The following is an 18,204-nucleotide window of genomic DNA, read 5'->3' as shown; positions in this document are numbered from 1 at the left end:
CGCACCTCAGGCAGACGCCCAGTTGGGTATTCGGAATTTCCGATGCGCTGTCCTGCTGAACTCGATGCTAAATCCATTTAGCAACGCGAGTTGGGGTATGCTGAATCTATTCAGCACCATGGTCGACTCGGACAAACCCTATGCGGTTTCCCGTTTTGAAAAGGCTGACGTCTGGACACGTGAATGGAAGTGCGCCTGGAGCAAGCCCTGATGGCAAGCAATCTCTCTGCAAGAAAATCCACAATCTACGATATCGCCAAGGCGACGGGATCTTCGACGTCCACGGTGAGCATGGTGCTGAACGGCACCTGGACGCGCTATCGCATCAAGGAGGAGACGGCGCAGCGGATTCTCGAAAGCGCGCGGAAGCTCGGCTACAACGTCAACATGAAGGCGCGCGGGCTGCGGCTGTCGAGATCGGGTCTGGTCGGCATGGTGCTGCCTCATTACCGGAACCGCTTTTTTGCGGGGCTCGCGCAGACCTTCGAGGATCAGGCGCGCAGCCGGGGGCTCTGCCCTATCGTCGTCGGGACGCAGCGCGATCCGTCAGTGGAGGTGAGCGTCACCGAGACGCTTCTTTCCCAACGCGTGGAACTGCTTTTCATCGCCGGGGTGCGCAACCCGACGCCGCTGAACGAACTCTGTGCGGCCGCGGGCGTGCCGTCGATCAACCTGGATCTTCCCGGCGATGGCGCGCCGTCGGTCGTTTCGGACAATCGCGGCGGCGCCCGCGCGATTACGGATGTGCTGATCGAGAAACTGATCGCGCGCGGCAAGTCTGCGGACGAGCTGGTTCTGCTGGGCGGCCTGCCCGGTGAGTACGCGACCGAGATGCGTATTGCGGGATTTCGCGACGCGTTCGAAGCCCGGCGGATCGCGCCCGCGGCCGATGCCGTCGACAGCTGCGGCTATAACGCCGCTGCTGCGAGGCGCGCGCTTGCCGTCCGCTATGAGAAGCTCGGGCGGCTTCCATCCGGCTTGCTGATGAACTCCATCACCGCTTTCGAAGGTCTGGTGCAGTTCACGTCCACGTTGCCGCCCGATGCCTGGAAATCGACGGTTGTCGGTTGCTTCGACTGGGATCCCTTTGCCGCTCACCTGGCCTTCGACGTGACGATGCTGCGGCAGGATGTGCAGGCGATCATTTCGGAAGCGTTCGCGCTGGTCGATAACTTCGACGCTGCCGAGCGATCGGTCGTCGTCGTGCCTACCGGGTTCGGCGGGATATTCGAAGAGGCCGAGCAGACGAAGGAATTCGATCGCTAGGCATCGTCAGAAGCACCGTACACGATCAGCGCGGCGGGAGTACCGAAACCGCTCCGTTTGCGGCATCCCCCGCGCTTCGGTCAACGAGATCTACTGTGCCGGGTCAATGAGCACCTTCATTTTGCGACCAGCCCGCAGTTCCTCGAAACCTTCTGCGACAACGTTCGCGAGCGGAACTGTTTCCACCCAGCCCGTCGTCTTGTAGTGTCCGCGCTCCATCAGGTCGATCACGCTCTTGTAGTCCTTGCTCGTGTAGCAGAGCGTCCCCTGTATGCGTCGTTCACGCATGACGGTATCGAGCAGAGGAGTCAGCATTGGCTTGTCGTAGATCGCAACACTGACAAGAGTCCGGTGCTCGCCCAACGATTTCAACCCAGCCGCGACAGCCGCCGGCACGCCGGCGGCGTCATACGCTGCATCGACTCCTTCACCGTTGGTCTTATCGGCGATGAAGGCCGGCACATCAGTGCTCGTCGGGTCGATAGTGCGCGCCCCCAGCCCTTCAATCGCTTGGCGACGAGTCGGCGATGGCTCGACTACGTCGATCTCGGTCACCCCCATACCGCGCAAAGCGAACCAGAGACCAATACCAATGGGACCCGCACCGAAGATCAACGTGCGACTCTGGTCGGTGACCTCTCCGAGTGTGGCGGCATGGTAGGCAACCGCCATGGGTTCGACGAGCGCGCCCATCTCAACGGGGACATTATCCGGAAGTTTGTGAACCATGTGGCGCGGTACGACCGCATACTCCGCCATCCCGCCATCGGATGAGAGTCCCTGGAATCCGACACAGTTGCATACGTTGTAGTAGCCGGATTTGCAGGGTCTGCACATGCCACAACGGATAACCGGTTCGATGGCGACCTTGTCACCTTCCTTGATGTCGGTCACGTCCGGCCCGACTTCGACGACAGTTCCCGAGAACTCATGCCCGATCACGACAGGCAAGGTCTTGCCGGTCAGCGGATGTGGCTCCGTCTTCGGAATCAGAACCGGACCGTCGAAGTATTCGTGAATGTCGGTTCCGCATATGCCGTTTCGACTGACTTTGACCTTCACTTCGCCTGTGACCGGCCACGGCTCCGGCACGTCGTCGATCGTGAGCTGGCGGTTGCCATAGTAGACTGCAGCTTTCATCGTGAATCGCTCCCGTTGAGATACGAACTGCGGTTTCACACCAACCTGGAGGCTATCGGGTGGGTCCGTCGTGTGCGCCCATCGACCCGCGTCTTGCCCTTTCAGCCGCTCCTGCACTTCCGCTCTTCATTCGTAGCGCGTCAATGCTTGCAACAAGAGAACGCGCTATCGGTTCACTGGACAAGCGTATCGAAGTAGTTGAGCGCCTTTGCCGCATACACGGCACCCGGGCCACCGCCCATTTCGACATTGACGGCGAGTACCTCGGCCAGTTGTGCACGCGTTGCACCGTGGTGTATCGCCTGCACGGTATGGAACAGCACGCAATCGTCACACCCCTTGAAAACGGCGAGCGCGACAGCGATGAGTTCCTTCAATGCCGGGCTCAGGGTGCCCTCCTGTACGGCCGCTTTCATCACGGACTGAAACCCCGTCATGACGAGCGGCTGCGCCTGCCCCAGTGCTGCAAACTGCTTGTTGACCAGGCTCAGGCGGCTCTTGAGTTCGACGCTCGATTCATTGCTCATAGTCGGTATCGGATAGGTTCGTAAAGGGAAACGTCGCGAAATTTGCCCCGAGACCTCGGGGCCGCTGCTGAAGTGGAGGTGGTGATTCGTGCAGAGGCAGTCAAGTCTCGTTGAAGACGGGATTGGCGGCGACGCCGAAGAGCCGCTTGTCCCGATCGGACATATGTCTCCTTTGCCTCGGATGGGCGTTGGAATCGTTGTGCGGCGAATAAAGGCAAGCGCTATGCCAATCGCATCGGCGCCTGGAAGAGGATGAAAGCCAAGGGATTACCCCGAGAAACCGGGCGTTTTGGTGATGTGTACGGCCCGTCGTCGGTGACACGTGTCACAGCGACACATGTACTGGGCGTTACAGCCGTATCGGCGCGGAGCAAGCGACAGCCTCCGTCGCGCCGGCTTTCGGGGAAGTACGGTGCAAGGGATACCGCAGGGCGAACACCGGTTCGTTAAAGGTACGCGTCTGTGGATGATGCTGCAGGCGGCGTCACGAAAATGGATTCTCTGCGCTCACTCATGGGAGCGCGATTGGAGCGCGCCGCACGCTGCCCCGACTCGACTGTGCGCCCCGCGCAAGTACAATGCTTCCGTGAACGCGCGCATCGGCACACACCCAGCAGGCGCAATGGAGCCACCATGACAGGTCCGGCGAACAACCTCTATGAGAGCTGGCAGGAGCAGATCCAGCAGGATCTGAAGGCGCGCATCAGGGCGCACCAGCAGGAGGTGCTGCAGACGAAAGCGCTGCACGCCCGCCAGGCCGGCGCGCCCGCGCCGCTCATCCTGATCGGCGACGGCGATTCCTGGTTCGACTACCCGTTGCCGGATCCGCTTCATGCCACCGACGTGCTGGAGGCACTGAGGGCCGCGGGCGAACCGGCTCCGATGATCCTCAAGCTGGCGCACTACAGCGACGCGACCACCACGCTCCTTGGCGTGACCAAACGCAACCGTCTCATCGCCCAGTTGCAGGACCCGGCCAACGGACCCGTCGACGCCCTGCTCTTTTCCGGCGGCGGCAACGACGTGGTCGGCGACCAGTTCCGCTTCTGGCTCAACGACGCGAGCGCGGTCGGCAACGACCCTGCGCAAGGCGTCAACATCCAGCGCATCGGTGACATCTTCGGCGTGGTCGAGAGTGCCTATCTCGACCTGATCCGCATCCGCGACCAGTTTGCGCCTCACGCGCCGATCTTCGCGCACGCGTATGACTTTGCGATTCCCACGGGCGTCTCGGCCTGCCATCTCGCGGGACCATGGCTGCGCCCATCGCTCGTCGATCGCGGCTGGTCGAGCCTTACGCCCGGCACGCTGATCGTGAAGACGATCCTCGTGCAGTTCCGCGTGATGCTGCAACGGCTCGCCAGCGATCCCGCCCACAACATGGTGCTGGTCGAGACGCAGGGCACGCTCGCGCCTGACGACTGGGCCAACGAGCTGCATCCGACCGGCGCCGGCTTCGCCAAGATCGCAGCCCGCTTCAGGGCCGCGCTCGCCACGCGCTTCGCGCATCGCATATGAGAGCCGTGTGTGCACGCATTGCGGCGGCGCACGGCTTTGCTACCCTGCCAGACGAGGTTTCGCCGTGTTACTCGTAGTCGGTTTCCCATATGAAGAGAGTGAAGGAAAACAAACTCCCGCTTTGCTTCTGGCAATGCGTGCAATGACAAATCGCGCTTGCCAGCGGTTCGCCCTTCAACGGTGTAACGCACCGCCCCGCACAGGCAGCCACCTTTTCCGAACCGCATGATTCGTTCTCTCGTCTCATGAATCGTCGATGCCGCTCGCGGGCGCGGCGCCGCAGGATCTACAGGAAGTGTGGGCGCCCGAGTTGATCATCCGCGCGTCGGACGGGCCGCGTCGTGTGCCGGGTCAGGCGCCCCGACGAGCGCGCGCGGTTCGGGCGTAAGCAGGGAATCATCGTGCCGCCGACACCACTTCCAGCGCCACCAGGTTAGAGACGTAGCGGCCAGCCTTGCCATCGCCGGGAATCACGAGGCGCGCGAAGCCAGTCGTCGTCAAGGGCGCGCCATTCATCGCATAGGCGACGATATCGGGCTGATTGCCGAAATCCGGCGAAAGCTCGGCCAGCGAAACCACCACGCGATAACCATCGCTTCCGGTTGCGACGAGATAGAAACCCAGCAAGTCGTTTTTCACCGACGAATCGGTCTGGATACCGGCTGCGTTGATCAGGTCCCAGAGACTCACTCCCGTGTACGTCGTCGTACCCACCGTGCGCGTCACGACGGGGAGCGCCTGCAGCGCCGCGAGGTCGTAAGTCGCCGGTTTCGTCACGGCGCCTGAAAGCTGGAACTTCGTAGTGGTGCCGCCGCCGCTGGCCGTGACCGTCGACGTGGCCGTTCGCACTTCCAGCTTCACCAGATTGGACACGTAGCGGCCGCCCTTGATATCACCCGGCGCGGTTACGCGCAGCGGGCCGTCCGTCGTCGTCAGCGCGGCGCTCGTGCCGTTGATCGTTTCGGCGTATGCCACCTGATTGCCACGATTGCCGAAGTCCGGGCTCAGCTCGCCCATTGCGAACAACGAGCGGTAGTTGTCGCTGCCGGTGGCGATCACGTATTTCCCAAGCACATCGTTGTGAACGGCCGGATCGGTCGTGATGCCGATCTGGTTCAGCAATGTCCAGAGGCTCGCGCCGGTGTAGGTGTGGGTCTGCTGGCCGGTGCCGCTGGCGAAGGAGACCGTCTGCGTGCTGGCGGGCAGCGCCTGAATCTGTGCGAGCGTGAGACTCGCCGGTGCGGTGACATCGCCGGAAACCGACAAGACGGTTTGGGGAGCCGGAGGCGGCGGGTTGTTATCGTCGTCGCCGCCGCCGCAAGAGGCCGTCGCGAAGAGAAGCAGCGCCAGCAGAAACAGCGGCGATGCCAGACGCCTCAGATCAAGGGCAAATCTCATCGGTCAACTTCCTCCAATGGTGGCGCGATGCATGTTGCATCATGTCGCCCGTTATATTTGTAAATATACAGCGACGATGACAATTGCAGAATTGCGCTTGAAAGGCAATGCGTAGTAGCTCGGACAACGATTCAACAGAGGAATGGCTGGATCTGGCAAGCGGCGTCACAGACTCGACGCTCATCGAGCGTGTCGCAGAACCACCCGCGATCGCCATTCCCGACGTCGAACCGGTGATGAACCCGGTGGCCGCCGTCGACCGCATCGAAGATCGCGGCAAAGCGCGGATCGCTCACGTCCACCGCGCCGATCGGCGCGCGGCAGGCCTATCTTCAAGCCGCCCGCCGGCGAGACATGCCCCTCTCGCGCATCCGCCTGGCTTCTCGAATGGCGCGGTCGAAGGTCGACTCAGTCGCCACGTGGCGATGATCGACGCTCACAAGCCAGCAGCCATCAGCCTGGCACCACCGGATACGTCGCTCTTCCATCAGCAGAGAGAACCAGCGCCAGAGATCGCCATCCTGCGCATTCGCCTGCGTCGCGGCATGCGTACGCGCCAGATCGAGTTCGTTCATGGCTCGCTCCTCAATCAGCCGCTAAAAGACCTTCCCGGGATTGAGCAAGCCTTGCGGATCGAGGGCCTGTTTGATCGCGCGCATGGCATCGATATCAGCCTCGCGCCGACACTGCGATAGAAAGTACCGCTTCTTGACGCCGATGCCGTGCTCCGCCGAGATCGAGCCTTCGAACTCGCGCGTGACGTCGTAGATGACGCGATCGATATCATCGTGTTCGTGCTTGCCCATGCCGGGCACGTCGACGACGACATGAATGTTGCCGTCACCGAGATGCCCGTAGGTCATCACGGTCGCTTCTGGCCAGCGCGCACGCAGACGCGCCTCGCATTGCGCCGCCGCATCACCCACCTGCGCGATGGAGAAGCTCACGTCGTACGCCGCATGGTTCGGAATGAAACGCTGATATTCGCCAGGCGCGTCGCGGATCGCCCAGAAATCGCGCGCGTGCGCTTCCGAGGACGCAATGGCCGCGTCGCTCACCACGCCTTCTTCGAGCATGCCGCCGAGAAATTCCTCGAAGGCTTCGCCGTGCCGCACGGGATCGGTGCCGACGCTCTCCAGCAGCACATAGAACGGATGCGAGTCGGCCAGTGGCGCACGCAGGTTTTTCAGGTTGCCGATGACGGTATCGTGATAGCCCGCCCACATCACCTCGAACGCGGACACCCCCGGCGCAAGGCCTGCCTGCGAGTGCGTGAGCAGCGTGGTGACGGCGTCGAAATCCGGCAGGCCGCACCATGCGGTAGCGGTTGCCGTCGGTTTCGGGCGCAACCGCAGCACGACGCGCGTGATGACCGCGAGCGTGCCTTCGCTCCCGATCAGCAAATGGCGCAAGTCGTAGCCGCTGTTGTTCTTGATCATCTTGCTCAGGCCGCCGACGACCTCGCCGCTCGCCAGCACGGCTTCGACGCCGAGCACCTGGTCGCGCATCATGCCGTACTTGATGACGCGATTGCCGCCTGCATTGGTCGCGAGATTGCCGCCGATCGTGCAACTGCCTCGGGCGCCCAGATCGAGCGGGAAATAGAATCCGGCCGCGCTGGCTGCGTCCTGAACCACTTGCAGCGGCGCGCCGGCTTCCACCGTCATCGTGGCTGAAACTTCATCGATCTCGACGATGCGATTCATACGCTCGAGACTGAGCGCCACTTCACCGCCGAGCAGATTCGCGCCACCGACGAGACCCGTCAGACCGCCCTGGGTGACCACGCCCTGCCTATGCTTCGAGCAGATCGCGAGCGCCTCCGCGACTTCCTCCGTCGTGCGCGGACGGATGATCGCGAGCGGCGTCGCGCCCGGCAATCCGCTCCAGTCCTCGACGCGTCTCTCACCGAACTCTTCGGGCAGCGTCACGACTTGCGCACCGAGTGCCTCGCGCAGCGCGATCACGTTTTTATTTACTTTCATGACTCGTGTCTCTGTTATAGGTTCCAAAAGCCGAAGTGCACCTCGGGTCGAGAGCCAAGACCGTCACCAAACCGTATAACCGCCATCCATCACAAGGTCCGAGCCGGTCACGAACGCGCTCGCTCGCGACGCCAGGAAGATCACACCCGGCGCTATTTCCTCGGGTGTCGCCATGCGCGCCATCGGCGTGCCGTCGATCCACACCTTGCGCCACTCCTCGATTTCGAAGCCGCGCTTCGTGAGTTCCGTGGCTACATACCCCGGCGAGATCGAATTGACGCGCACGCCGTGCGCCGCCCATTCCGCAGCAAGCGAGCGCGTCAGGTGAATCACGCCCGCCTTTGACGCGTTGTACGAGGCCTGCGGCTGCGGCTTGTTCGCAATCGACCCGCTCATGCTCGCAATGTTCACGATGCGCCCGGAGTTGCGCCGCACCATATGCCGGGCCGCGCTGCGGCTGCAATAGAACACGCCGTCGAGATTGACCGCGAGGACCGCGCGCCATGCGGCGTCGTCTGTTTCCAGTGCGGGCGCGTTCTTCACGATACCCGCGTTGTTCACCAGCACGTCGAGTTTGCCGTGTCGCGCAACCACGGTATCGAACGCGGCGTCGACTGTCGAAGAATCCGTTACGTCGAGCACGACGAAGCTGCCACCGAGCTCTTCCGCCGCACGCTGGCCGAGCGTTTCATCGCGATCCGCGATCACCACCGTCGCTCCGGCCTCCCGCAAGCCCTTCGCGATCGAAAAGCCGATGCCCTGCGCCGCGCCTGTGACCACGCAGACGTCGCCGTCCAGGCGAAACGCGTCCAGCGTCGAACCCGTGCTCATGAGTGCGCTCCCTCGAACACCACGATCTCGGCGCTGCCGTCTGCGTGACCAACGATCATTTCGCTCGCAATGCCGACGAAAAGCCCGTTCTCCACCACGCCCGGAATTGCATTGAAGCGCGGCGCGAGCGCAAGCGGATCGGCAATGGCTTCGAGATGACAGTCGAGAATCCAGTTGCCGCTATCGGTCACCACGAGCTCGCCGTTCGTCCTGCGCCGCTCGATGCGCACGCCTGCATCGAAGCCCGCGGAGACGAACAGCTCACGCAGCAGGCGCTCCGTGCTCTGCCAGCCGAACTGAATCACTTCGATGGGCAGCGGAAAGCGGCCCAGCGTGTCGAACACCTTCTTGTCGTCGACGACCGCGACCATCTTGCGCGAGGCCGCGGCGACGATTTTCTCCCACAGCAAACAAGCGCCTCCGCCCTTGATCATGCTGCCGCGATGATCGATCTCGTCCGCACCGTCGATGGTCACGTCGAGCCGGTCGATCTGCCCGAGGTCGGTGAGCGGCACGCCGAGTTCGAGCGCGAGCTCACGCGTCGCATTGGAAGTCGGCACGCCGACGATATCGAGCCCTTCCTTCACGCGCGGCGCGAGCGCGCGCACGAACCAGTGCGAAGTCGTGCCGGATCCGAGCCCGACCTTCATCCCGGAACGCAGATAGTGGTCGACGGCCTTGATGCCTGACACGAGCTTGGCTTCATCCTGCTTCGAGGCGGGTTTCATGTGGGCGTAGCCCGGTTCGATATGCGTGCTCAATTGCACCTCCGTATTGATCTCAACTGGCCTGGAAAACGAGCAGGCCTATTCCACAAACTTGTCGGTAAACCAAGGGTCGAGCGCGGCCAGGTTATCGGGGAGTTCGCGCCCTTGTTTCATGCCCAACATCGCGACCAGCATGTTCACCACGAGCAGATGATTGATACGCGCGGTGAGCGGCGTATACAACTCGGTATTCGCGTAGGCCGGGACGGCAATGGTCAGGTCGCAGGTCTGCGCCAGGCGCGATCCGGGCGCGCAGATCGCGATGGTCACCGCGCCCCGGCCCTTGGCCATCGCAGCGGCCATTACGAGCGCTTTCGTGGAGCCGGAGTGCGAGAAGAACACCGCGACTTCGTCATTGCGCAAGGTCGGCGCGAGCAGCAGTTGCCGCTGACTTTCCAGCACGACGCGGCAATGCAGTCCCAGACGAAAGAACTTGTGCTCGGCATCGAACGCGATGGTCTCGGAGATCCCGAGCCCGAACAGAAAAATGCCCTTCGCTTCGATCAGATGAGCAGCAGCGCGCTCGATGGCCGCGGAGTCCACGTCCGAAGCGAAGCGCTGAATCGCATGCAGCGAGTTGTTGACGATCTTGTTGCATACATTCTCGGGCGTATCGTTCGCGGTGATCGCCTCATAGTCGAACGGCGCCTGCGGAATCAGCCCCTGGCCGAGACGGACCTTGAAGTCCTGATAGTCCGCGCAATCGAAGCGCCTGAAGAAGCGGACCACTGTCGGGTCGCTCGTCTGCGCGGCCTCGGATAGCTCGGCCATACTCATCTTCAGCACCGCTTCGGGCGCGCCCAGCAGGACATCGGCAATGCGCAGTGCGGCGCCCGTCAAGGCGGGACGCTCCAGCGCGACGCGTCGCAACAGATCGTTTCTCATTAGGCTCCTGGCATGCGCGACGCATTGAGCGTGGCGCATCTCGTCACAAGTTCAGCAAAGGAATCGAGCCTTGCATCCTCGGCGACGGGCACGCTCGGGCCAGTGCCCCAGTTGACGATCAGGCAGCGCACCTGCGCGCGCGCCGCGCATTCGGCGTCGATGCGCGTATCGCCAACGTAGAACGTGCGCTCGGGCGCGACCTCCATCTGTTCGAGCGTCGCGAGCAAATGCCGGGGATGCGGCTTTCTCTGCGAGAGCATATCTCCTCCCACGACCGCGCTGATATAGGGCGCGATACCGAAATGTTCCAGTACCGCATGAGCGAGCTGTTGCGCCTTGTTCGTGCATACGCCGAGCTTGACGCCGGCCGCGTACAGCGCGGGAATCGCCGCGAGTGCGTCCGCATATATCGTGGCCTTCTCGACCGGATTGCGTTTGTAGATTTCGAGGTACTTCTCGACGTCCGCATTCACTCTTGCCTGGTCGAGCGTGAGACCAAGGCCTTTATAAAGCTTGTCGATGAGGCCGAACGAGCCTTCGCCGATGAAGCCCTCGACGAAGCCCACCGTCTGCGGCGGAAGACCGTGGGTCGCGAGAAGGCGGTTGACAGCGTTCGCGATATCGGGCGCCGTATCGACGAGCGTGCCGTCGAGATCGAACACCACCGCGTCCACGGGAAGGGCAACGGGCGATTCTGCGAGGCCACTGGCTATGCGAGTCATGAGGCGGAGCTCTCCGGTGAGGGCAGTCGGCCGTCGCCGCTGCCGGTGTTGTCGGGCGAAGCAGGCTCCGCGGCGATTTGCTGGAACGCGGGGCGCAAGGTGTCGTAAAGCGTGCGGAACGTGTCGAAGCGCGCGTCATAGAGCGAAGCGAGCGTCGGATCCGGCAGGACGCGGCTCGTCACGCGCAGCGACCCCGCAGCTTCTTCGAGCGTCGACCACCATCCCGCACCGACGCCCGCGGCGAGCACCGCGCCATACGCACCGCCCTCGGCGGCACCGGTGACGGTCGTGACTTCGCGCTGCAGGACATCGGCGAGCAGTTGAAGCCAGAACGGCTCGGCGGTCGCGCCACCCGATGCGCGCACCTCATCGCATGTGAGGCCGGACGTCGCACACAGCGCTGCGATCGAACGAATATTCAACAGGACGCCTTCCATCACGCTGCGCACCATGTGGCTTGTGTCATGCATCGAGGTGAGGCCAATCCACGCCGCGCGGCCATCAGCGGCGACATGCGGACAGCGCTCACCCAGAAGGTAAGGCAGGAACAGCAGACCGTGCGAACCGGCCGGCGCAGTCCTTGCAAGCGCGGTCATGTCTTCGAAGGACAACGAGGGCATCATGCGCATGAGCGCGCCGCGCAGCCATTCAAAGGCGCCGCCCGCCGACAGTGTGACCCCCATCACGTGCCAGCGCCCCGGCGCGTTGCCACAGGAAATCTGCAATTGGCCGGTCGGCTCCGGGCACGCGCGCGTCCCGCCTGCGACGATGCCCGCCGTGCCGATCGTGACGCCCAGCGGGCCGCTGTCGATCGCGCCCATCGAAGTGGTCTGGATCACGGAATCGCCACCGCCGCCATAGATCGGCGTACCCGCGGGTAAGCCCCACGCTTCGGCCAGTTCCGGGCGCAACACGCCCGCGCGCGCGGTGGACTCGACCGCCTCGGGCACGAGGCTCACGGGCAGATCGAGCAGCGACAGCATCGCCTTCGACCATGCGCGTTCCTTCACATCGAAAAGGCCGGTGCCGGACGCGTCCGACACGTCCGTGAGGTGCTCCCCGCTCAAACGCAGGCGCAGATAATCCTTCGGATTGAGCATGCGGCGCATGCGCGCGAACAACTCGGGTTCATGCTGGCGCATCCACAAGAGCTTGCCTGCCGTGAAGCCCGGCAGCATGCGGTTCTGCACGAGACCGAGCACGCCGTCGAGACCACCCGCGCGTGCGGTGATGTCGTCGCAATGAGGCGCGGCGCGCTGGTCGCACCACAGGATTGCCGGGCGCAAGACCTCGTCGTTCGCGTCGAGCGCGGTAAGCCCGTGCATCTGACCGGAAAGTCCGATGCCCCGCACCGCGCGGCGATCAGGCAACGCGGCGAGCACCTCGGCAAGCGCCTTTTGCGTGGCACGCCACCATTGCTCGGGCTCCTGCTCCGCCCAGCCGGGGCGCAGCGAGATCACGGGATATGAGGCGAGTGCCTTCGCCGCGACGCGCCCGACGCTGTCGACCGCGATGACCTTGCACGCCGACGTGCCGATGTCGATGCCCAGAAGATAGCGTTCCATCTCGCCTCCTCGCTCAGACGCCATGCCGCAGGCGCACGTGCTTCAGGTGCAGGTAACCTTCCAGGCCCTCGCGGCCATGCTCGTAGCCCGTGCCGCTCTGTTTGCGGCCGCCGTAGGGCGCGTTCATGATGCCGGCATCCACGTTGTTGATCGCCACGTTGCCGAAATCGAGCTCGCGCGAAAGCACGAAGCTCTCCTTGATGCTTTCGGTGTAGGCATAGGCGGCGAGTCCGGCGGGCGTGCCGTTGGCCGCATCAATAGCCTCGTCAAGCGTCTTGAACGGCGCAATGCCGACAACCGGACCGAACGTTTCCTCGTGCATCACAAGCGCATCGGGCTGGCAGTCTGCGATCACCGTCGGCGCATAAAAGAGTCCCTGTGCCGTCGATCCGAGCGCTTCGGGCCGTCCGCCGCCGCACAGAATGCGCGCGCCACGCGTGCGCGCATCGTCGACGTGACGCAACACCTTTTGCAGGCCCGCCTGCGTTGCCATCGGGCCGACGTCGGCGCGTTCGTTTGCGATACCGTCCGCGACGACCAGCCGCTTCGCTTCTTCGGCCAGGCGCTCGATGAACTCGCCGTATACCGCTTCCTGCACATATGCACGGTTGATCGAGATACAGATCTGTCCCGCGTTGCGAAACGCGCGCCTCAAGGTCCCCGCCACGGCGAGCTCGATATCCGCGTGCGCCGTCACGATGAGCGGGCAACTGCCGCCCAGTTCCAGCGACAAACCCGTGATGCCGCGCACCGTCTTGTAGATGTCCTCGCCCGCCGCGCCCGAGCCGGTGAAGGCAACCTTGTCGATCGCCGGGTGACCGACGAGCCGCCTGCCGGTTTCACGCGCGCCCATCACGAGATTGGCGACGCCCGCAGGCACGCCCGCGCGGTGCACGCAGCGAAACACCGCTTGCGCGCTCGACGGCGTGTACTCGGACGGCTTCACGACGATCGTGCAACCCGCCGCCAGCGAAGCGGCCAGCTTCCAGCCAATCAGCTCGACCGGGTAGTTCCACGGCGCGATCGCCGCGACGACGCCCACCGGTTCTTTCTCGACGAAGCTTACGAACCCGTCCTCTTCGTTCGGGATCGTCTGGCCGAAGATGCGCACCGCCTCTTCCGCGTAATAGTGAAACGCTTTCGCGAGCTTGCGTGCTTCTCCCCTCGCTTCGGCGAGCGGCTTGCCCATTTCAGTCGTGATTGCGAGCGCGATCTCGCGTTCGTCACTCTCGATGCAATCGGCAATCGCGTGCAGGAGACGCGAGCGCTCGAACGGATTCACGCGGCGCCAGCTTTTGAATGCCCGCCGGGCGGCGTCCACAGCGGCATCGATCGCATCCTGGCCGGCATCGGGGGCGCGCGCGACCACGCGTTCGGTGCTCGGATTGACGACGTCGATCCACTGCATGACGCCGTCATGCGTGAAGCGGCCGTCGATATACATCTCGCATTGTTTCGGTTCTGTCATGGCGACTCTACTCTGGTAATCAGGTGCGGCGGTCACTGCGAAACGAAGTTGACGCGGATCGCATCCACCGCCACGGCGATAAAGATCAGGATGCCGCCGATCATCTGCACGTAAAAGGACGGCACTTCCGTGATTGCGAGTCCGACGTGTATGACCGTGAGCAGCAGCACGCCGCCGAGAATCCCCATTGCGCCGCCGCGCCCGCCGAACACGCTCACGCCGCCGATGATCGGCGCGGCGATCGCGTAGAGCAGGAAGCCTTCTCCCTGGTCGGAGGTAATCGCCATCTGCCAGGCCGCAAGCAGATAGCCTGCGACGCCGGAGAGGAGCCCCGACAACGTGAACGCGACGATCTTGATGCGATTCACGCGAATGCCCGCCGAGTTCGCGGCGAGCGCGTTGCCGCCCGTCGCATAGAGGCAGCGGCCGAGCACCGTCTTTCGCAGGAGAAAGCCCATGCCGATCAGCGCGACGAGAAATACGATCGGCATCACCGGCCAGTTGCCGACGGTGTATTGACCGATCCAGATATACGGGTTCGGCATGTCGGAGATGGTATTGCCCTGCGTGACGGCGAGCAGCGTTCCTTGCAGCACGATCATCACGGCGAGCGTCTGAATGAGCGACACCATCTTCAGGCGCGTCACGCATAGCCCGTTGAAAAACCCGATCGCGGTCGCCGCCGCGATGCCCACGGGTACGCCGACGGCGGGCGAAAGTCCAAGACGAGTCGTGAGGATCGCGCCAATCGCGGCGGAAAAGCCCATGTTGCTTGCGATCGACAGATCGATCTCTGCGACCATCAACGGTAGCGAGACGGCGAGCGCGAGCAGGCCGAGAACGGTTGCCTGCACAAGCACGTTCTGCAGGTTCGACAGCGTGAAGAAAAATGGATTGAGAACGCCGAACACGACCACCAGCGCGGCCAGCCAGAGCCACACGACGTTCTGGAACATCCACTGAACGCTGCTCTTGCCTCGTTTTGCGGCGGGTGGCGTACTGGCCTGCGCCAGTGCGGCTGTGCCGGGCGACGAAGCCCCGGTGGAAAACTCGCTTCTCGGTTGCATGACCGTATCTCCTTTCGTTTATTCCACGAGCGACGTCAGCGCCGCACCGAAGGCCGAGCGCAGAATGGCGTCTTTTTCGATTTGCGCACCCGTGAACTCGTGTTCGATGCGTCCGCCGATGAATACACACACGCGATCCACCAGTCGCACCATCTCGTCCAGATCGCTCGTGATGACGATCACGCTCAAACCCTCGCGCGTGAGCCCATCGATGATGCGGTGCACTTCTTCCTTCACGCCCACGTCGATGCCGCGCGTGGGCTCATCGAGGATCAGCAGGCGCGGCGCGGTGGCGAGCACGCGGCCGAGACACACCTTTTGCTGATTGCCGCCCGAGAGTGTTCCGAGCAGCACCTCGGGCGTGGCCGCCTTTACGCGGAAATGATCGAAATAGCGGCGCACGACGCTTTTTTCCGCCGCCGCATCGATCACCCCGCCGCGTGACACGCTCTTGAGGCTCGACAACGTGATGTTGTGTGCGATGCTCTGCAGGCCCACCAGGCCGTCGCGATGACGGTCGTCGGAGAGATAGGCGATGCCTTCTTCGAATGCCTTGCCCGGATGATCCGGCAGCGCGTGCGGCGTGCTGCCGCCCGACGACACACGTCCCCTGCTCGCGGGGTTCAAACCAAAAAGCGCGAGGGCGAACTCCTTCGCACCGGAGCCGGGCAAGCCCGCAAAGCCCACGATCTCGCCCGGCGCTATCGCGAAGCGCTCCACTTCGATGCCCGGCGCGACGAGCTCTTCCACGAGCCATGCCGCCGGAGCGCGTGGAGATTGCACATTTGAGGCGGCGGGGCGTTCGCGATAGAAGAGCGGTACGTCACGGCCGATCACGAGCTCGGAAAGCCCATCGGAATCGATCTCGGAGAGATCGTCGTGCTCACCCGCGAGATTGCCGTTGCGCAGCACGGATACTCCGTCACAGATGTCGAGAATCTCTTCGTTGTAGTGCGAGATGAACACGAAGGTGACGCCGCGTGATTTCAGGCTGCGCATGAATTCGAACAGATGGTCTCGGTCGGCGAGCGTGAGCGCGGTGGTCGGCTCGTCGAGAATCAGAAACTTGCCGCCACTGTGTAGCGCGCGCAGGATATTCAGCTTGCGCTTCGCTACCGCGGACAAATGACGTGCCGGCATGCGAGGATCGAAGCCCGTGCCTTCGAGCGCGACCTCGACGCTTTGCATGAGTGCCTTCTGGTCCACGCGCCTGGTCCAGCCGCGCCTGAGCGGCCAGCGACCCAGCATGAGATTGTCGGCGACCGACATCGAATCGACGATCATCGGCTCCTGGGTTACAAGAAAGACGCCGCGTGCTTCCATCTCCATGACATCGAGGCCCTGCACTTCTTCGCCGTCGAATACGATGCTGCCCTCGCTCGGCGCGGTCTGCCCGGAGATAAGGCGCACGAGCGTCGATTTGCCCGCGCCGTTTTCGCCCAGCAAGCCGTGAATGGTGCCGCGCCGGATGTTGATGGATACCTGGTCGAGCGCGACCACGCTCTTGTAGCGCTTGCCGACGTTGTGCGTCCTCAGGATGTACTCGTTGCTGCTCATATCCGCCATGATGGAAGTCCTCGATCTGCAGCCGCGCGGCATTCATGTCGCGCAGGCTGCGGGCTTGAGCCGGTGGGCGGTGTGGATCACGTGTAGCGCAGACCCCATTCGTTGTAGGCGATGTTGCCCCACTGGCGCTTGTCCTTGACCGAGCTGGCATCGACGATGAATGGCTGGATCACGAGGCTTGCACCCGTGTCGGACTTCGTGATTTGCGCCTTCTCCCAGAAGTACTGGCTATTCTGGTACGCCCCGAGCGGCACGGGCTGGCCCTTGAGCGAATGCTTGTCGAGCATCTCGACCGTGATTTGCGCATAGGCGATGGGGTCCTGCGAGACCACCGCATCCATATAGCCGTCGCCGATCCATTGCAGCGCGGCGGGCTCTCCATCGATGTTCACGAAGATGACGTGACCGGCTTCGCCCACCTTCTTCCACTTGCCTTTCTGCTGCAGCGCGGTCACGATGCCGCGCGCGGGCGAATCGCTCGGCGCGTGCACCGCGTCGAGATCGGGATATTCGGAAAGGGTCGACAGCGTAACGGAGAGCATGTTCTTGAGCAGCCCTTCGGTCGGACGGCTGATGAGCTTCACCTCCGGGTACTTCTTGAGCGTCTCCTCGAAGCCTTCCTTGCGCAGCCGCCACGCGACCGATTGCAGCGCACCGTAGCAATTGAGCACGGTTCCCTTCGGCGCACCATGCTTCTTCCTGAGCGCGGCGACGATCGCTTCGGCCGCCATCACGCCGCCCGCGCGATTGTCGAAGTCGACGGTGATCGCGACATCGCCGCCGAGCGCGGGCGTGTCGATGATGCCGACGGGGATCTTCTTGAAGTTGTACTTCTTGATGGCGCTGACAATGGCCTGACTATCGATTGGGTCCGCGATGATCGCCGAGGGATTCTTGAGCAACAGGCTTTGCCACTGCTCGAGTTGCGTCGTGGTGCTGAAGTTGGCGTTGACCGCCTGGAAGGTCCAGCCTTTCGCCTCGACGGCCCGTTTCACAGCCTCTTGCTGCGTGGCGAAGAAGTAATAGTCGAGGCTCTTGTTGCTAAACGGCACGAATACTTTCTGCTGGGCTCCGGCGATTCCCGAAACCGAGGAAAGCGCGATGCCACCGGCTGCGGCGGCGAGTCCGGCCAGAAATTTTCTTCGCGATGCGACTTCGGCATCTTCCATAGTTGTTGTCTCCTCACCAGCGATATGAAGGGCGATAGCCTGCTGGAATTCGATGCAGACTCGTAGTAACACTCGTTCGTTGACGTAGTGTTACAACGGATCGTAATGCGTCGACTATCCATAAACAAGCTAGGGTTAACCTCCTGCGCTCAAGAAAACAATTAACTTATGTCGTTACAAATCAATGACTTGACCGACTGCAAAGATATGATTAAAGCTAGCCCACGAAAATAATGACAGTAGTATTACTATCACCGGACGCCGCTCTCAGTAAGAAAACGACGCCGTGAGACGCGTCGTGGCGCCCTCGAGATCCTTTTCCTGGGAAAG

General features: G+C 62.9%; 17 protein-coding genes. 3 read left to right on the top strand and 14 right to left on the bottom strand.

From position 1 onward, the window contains the following. Nucleotides 1-183: 183 nt before the first annotated feature. Nucleotides 184-1,266: a substrate-binding domain-containing protein gene (locus AWB83_RS19965; RefSeq protein ID WP_244197810.1), complete on the top strand. Its 1,083-nt coding sequence runs from the start codon at nt 184-186 to the stop codon at nt 1,264-1,266. 90 nt (nt 1,267-1,356) lie between these two features. On the opposite strand, the gene AWB83_RS19960 is transcribed toward AWB83_RS19965, so the two are convergent. Both AWB83_RS19960 and AWB83_RS19955 read right to left on the bottom strand, forming a co-directional pair. Next, a complete protein-coding gene (locus AWB83_RS19960) occupies nt 1,357-2,406 on the bottom strand; it encodes a 2,3-butanediol dehydrogenase (RefSeq protein ID WP_087047391.1) in 1,050 nt (349 codons plus the stop codon). Between the two features lie 173 nt (nt 2,407-2,579). After that, complete coding sequence (locus AWB83_RS19955; RefSeq protein WP_087047342.1) at nt 2,580-2,933, bottom strand: carboxymuconolactone decarboxylase family protein; 354 nt, start codon at nt 2,931-2,933, stop codon at nt 2,580-2,582. 633 nt (nt 2,934-3,566) lie between these two features. Between AWB83_RS19955 and AWB83_RS19950 the strand changes: the two genes are divergently transcribed. Then, a complete protein-coding gene (locus tag AWB83_RS19950) occupies nt 3,567-4,451 on the top strand; it encodes a hypothetical protein (RefSeq protein ID WP_087047341.1) in 885 nt (294 codons plus the stop codon). 67 nt (nt 4,452-4,518) lie between these two features. Here the strand turns inward: AWB83_RS19950 and AWB83_RS37655 are convergent, their stop codons facing one another. Together AWB83_RS37655 and AWB83_RS19940 are read right to left on the bottom strand one after the other, a co-directional pair. Beyond that, on the bottom strand, nt 4,519-4,698 hold the full coding sequence (locus tag AWB83_RS37655; protein WP_341866723.1) for a GFA family protein: 180 nt from the start codon (nt 4,696-4,698) through the stop codon (nt 4,519-4,521). A 149-nt stretch (nt 4,699-4,847) separates the two neighbouring features. After that, nucleotides 4,848-5,849: a molybdopterin-dependent oxidoreductase gene (locus AWB83_RS19940; protein ID WP_087047340.1), complete on the bottom strand. Its 1,002-nt coding sequence runs from the start codon at nt 5,847-5,849 to the stop codon at nt 4,848-4,850. Between the two features lie 107 nt (nt 5,850-5,956). Here AWB83_RS19940 and AWB83_RS36515 point away from each other — a divergent pair, with 107 nt between their 5' ends. Further along, entirely contained in the window at nt 5,957-6,544 is a 588-nt protein-coding gene (locus tag AWB83_RS36515; RefSeq protein ID WP_159463064.1) for a hypothetical protein, read from the top strand. Here AWB83_RS36515 and AWB83_RS19930 read toward each other — a convergent pair. From AWB83_RS19930 to AWB83_RS19885, 10 genes are all read right to left on the bottom strand, one after another. Then, nucleotides 6,446-7,834, bottom strand: a complete 1,389-nt coding sequence (locus AWB83_RS19930) for an FAD-binding oxidoreductase (RefSeq protein WP_087047338.1) — start codon at nt 7,832-7,834, stop codon at nt 6,446-6,448. The two genes, AWB83_RS36515 and AWB83_RS19930, sit on opposite strands and share 99 nt — an antisense overlap. A gap of 63 nt (nt 7,835-7,897) precedes the next feature. Further along, the gene (locus AWB83_RS19925; protein WP_087047337.1) at nt 7,898-8,665 is read right to left on the bottom strand and encodes an SDR family NAD(P)-dependent oxidoreductase; all 768 of its coding nucleotides are present in this window, start codon (nt 8,663-8,665) and stop codon (nt 7,898-7,900) included. After that, complete coding sequence (rpiA, locus tag AWB83_RS19920; protein ID WP_244197809.1) at nt 8,662-9,426, bottom strand: ribose-5-phosphate isomerase RpiA; 765 nt, start codon at nt 9,424-9,426, stop codon at nt 8,662-8,664. Before rpiA ends, AWB83_RS19925 begins: the two co-directional genes overlap by 4 nt. Before the next feature lie 45 nt (nt 9,427-9,471). Continuing rightward, nucleotides 9,472-10,317 carry a MurR/RpiR family transcriptional regulator gene (locus tag AWB83_RS19915; protein WP_159463063.1) on the bottom strand — a complete coding sequence of 282 codons (846 nt, stop codon included), beginning with the start codon at nt 10,315-10,317 and terminating at the stop codon, nt 9,472-9,474. After that, on the bottom strand, nt 10,317-11,039 hold the full coding sequence (locus tag AWB83_RS19910) for an HAD family hydrolase (RefSeq protein ID WP_087047335.1): 723 nt from the start codon (nt 11,037-11,039) through the stop codon (nt 10,317-10,319). Before AWB83_RS19910 ends, AWB83_RS19915 begins: the two co-directional genes overlap by 1 nt. Then, complete coding sequence (gene xylB, locus AWB83_RS19905; RefSeq protein WP_087047334.1) at nt 11,036-12,604, bottom strand: xylulokinase; 1,569 nt, start codon at nt 12,602-12,604, stop codon at nt 11,036-11,038. The genes AWB83_RS19910 and xylB overlap by 4 nt, the downstream gene beginning before the upstream one ends. Nucleotides 12,605-12,617: 13 nt before the next feature. Continuing rightward, nucleotides 12,618-14,072, bottom strand: a complete 1,455-nt coding sequence (locus tag AWB83_RS19900) for an aldehyde dehydrogenase family protein (RefSeq protein ID WP_087047333.1) — start codon at nt 14,070-14,072, stop codon at nt 12,618-12,620. A gap of 32 nt (nt 14,073-14,104) precedes the next feature. Beyond that, nucleotides 14,105-15,139 (bottom strand): ABC transporter permease, encoded by a 1,035-nt coding sequence (locus AWB83_RS19895; RefSeq protein ID WP_087047332.1) that lies wholly within the window; start codon nt 15,137-15,139, stop codon nt 14,105-14,107. Between the two features lie 18 nt (nt 15,140-15,157). Beyond that, nucleotides 15,158-16,705 (bottom strand): sugar ABC transporter ATP-binding protein, encoded by a 1,548-nt coding sequence (locus AWB83_RS19890; RefSeq protein ID WP_087047331.1) that lies wholly within the window; start codon nt 16,703-16,705, stop codon nt 15,158-15,160. Between the two features lie 77 nt (nt 16,706-16,782). Further along, nucleotides 16,783-17,874, bottom strand: a complete 1,092-nt coding sequence (locus AWB83_RS19885) for a sugar ABC transporter substrate-binding protein (RefSeq protein ID WP_087047330.1) — start codon at nt 17,872-17,874, stop codon at nt 16,783-16,785. Nucleotides 17,875-18,204 lie beyond the last annotated feature (330 nt).

Source organism: Caballeronia ptereochthonis (assembly GCF_001545075.1).
GTDB lineage: Bacteria > Pseudomonadota > Gammaproteobacteria > Burkholderiales > Burkholderiaceae > Caballeronia > Caballeronia ptereochthonis.
The sequence above is the reverse complement of the archived record's forward strand: the minus strand, read 5'-3'. Positions and strand labels throughout refer to the sequence as shown.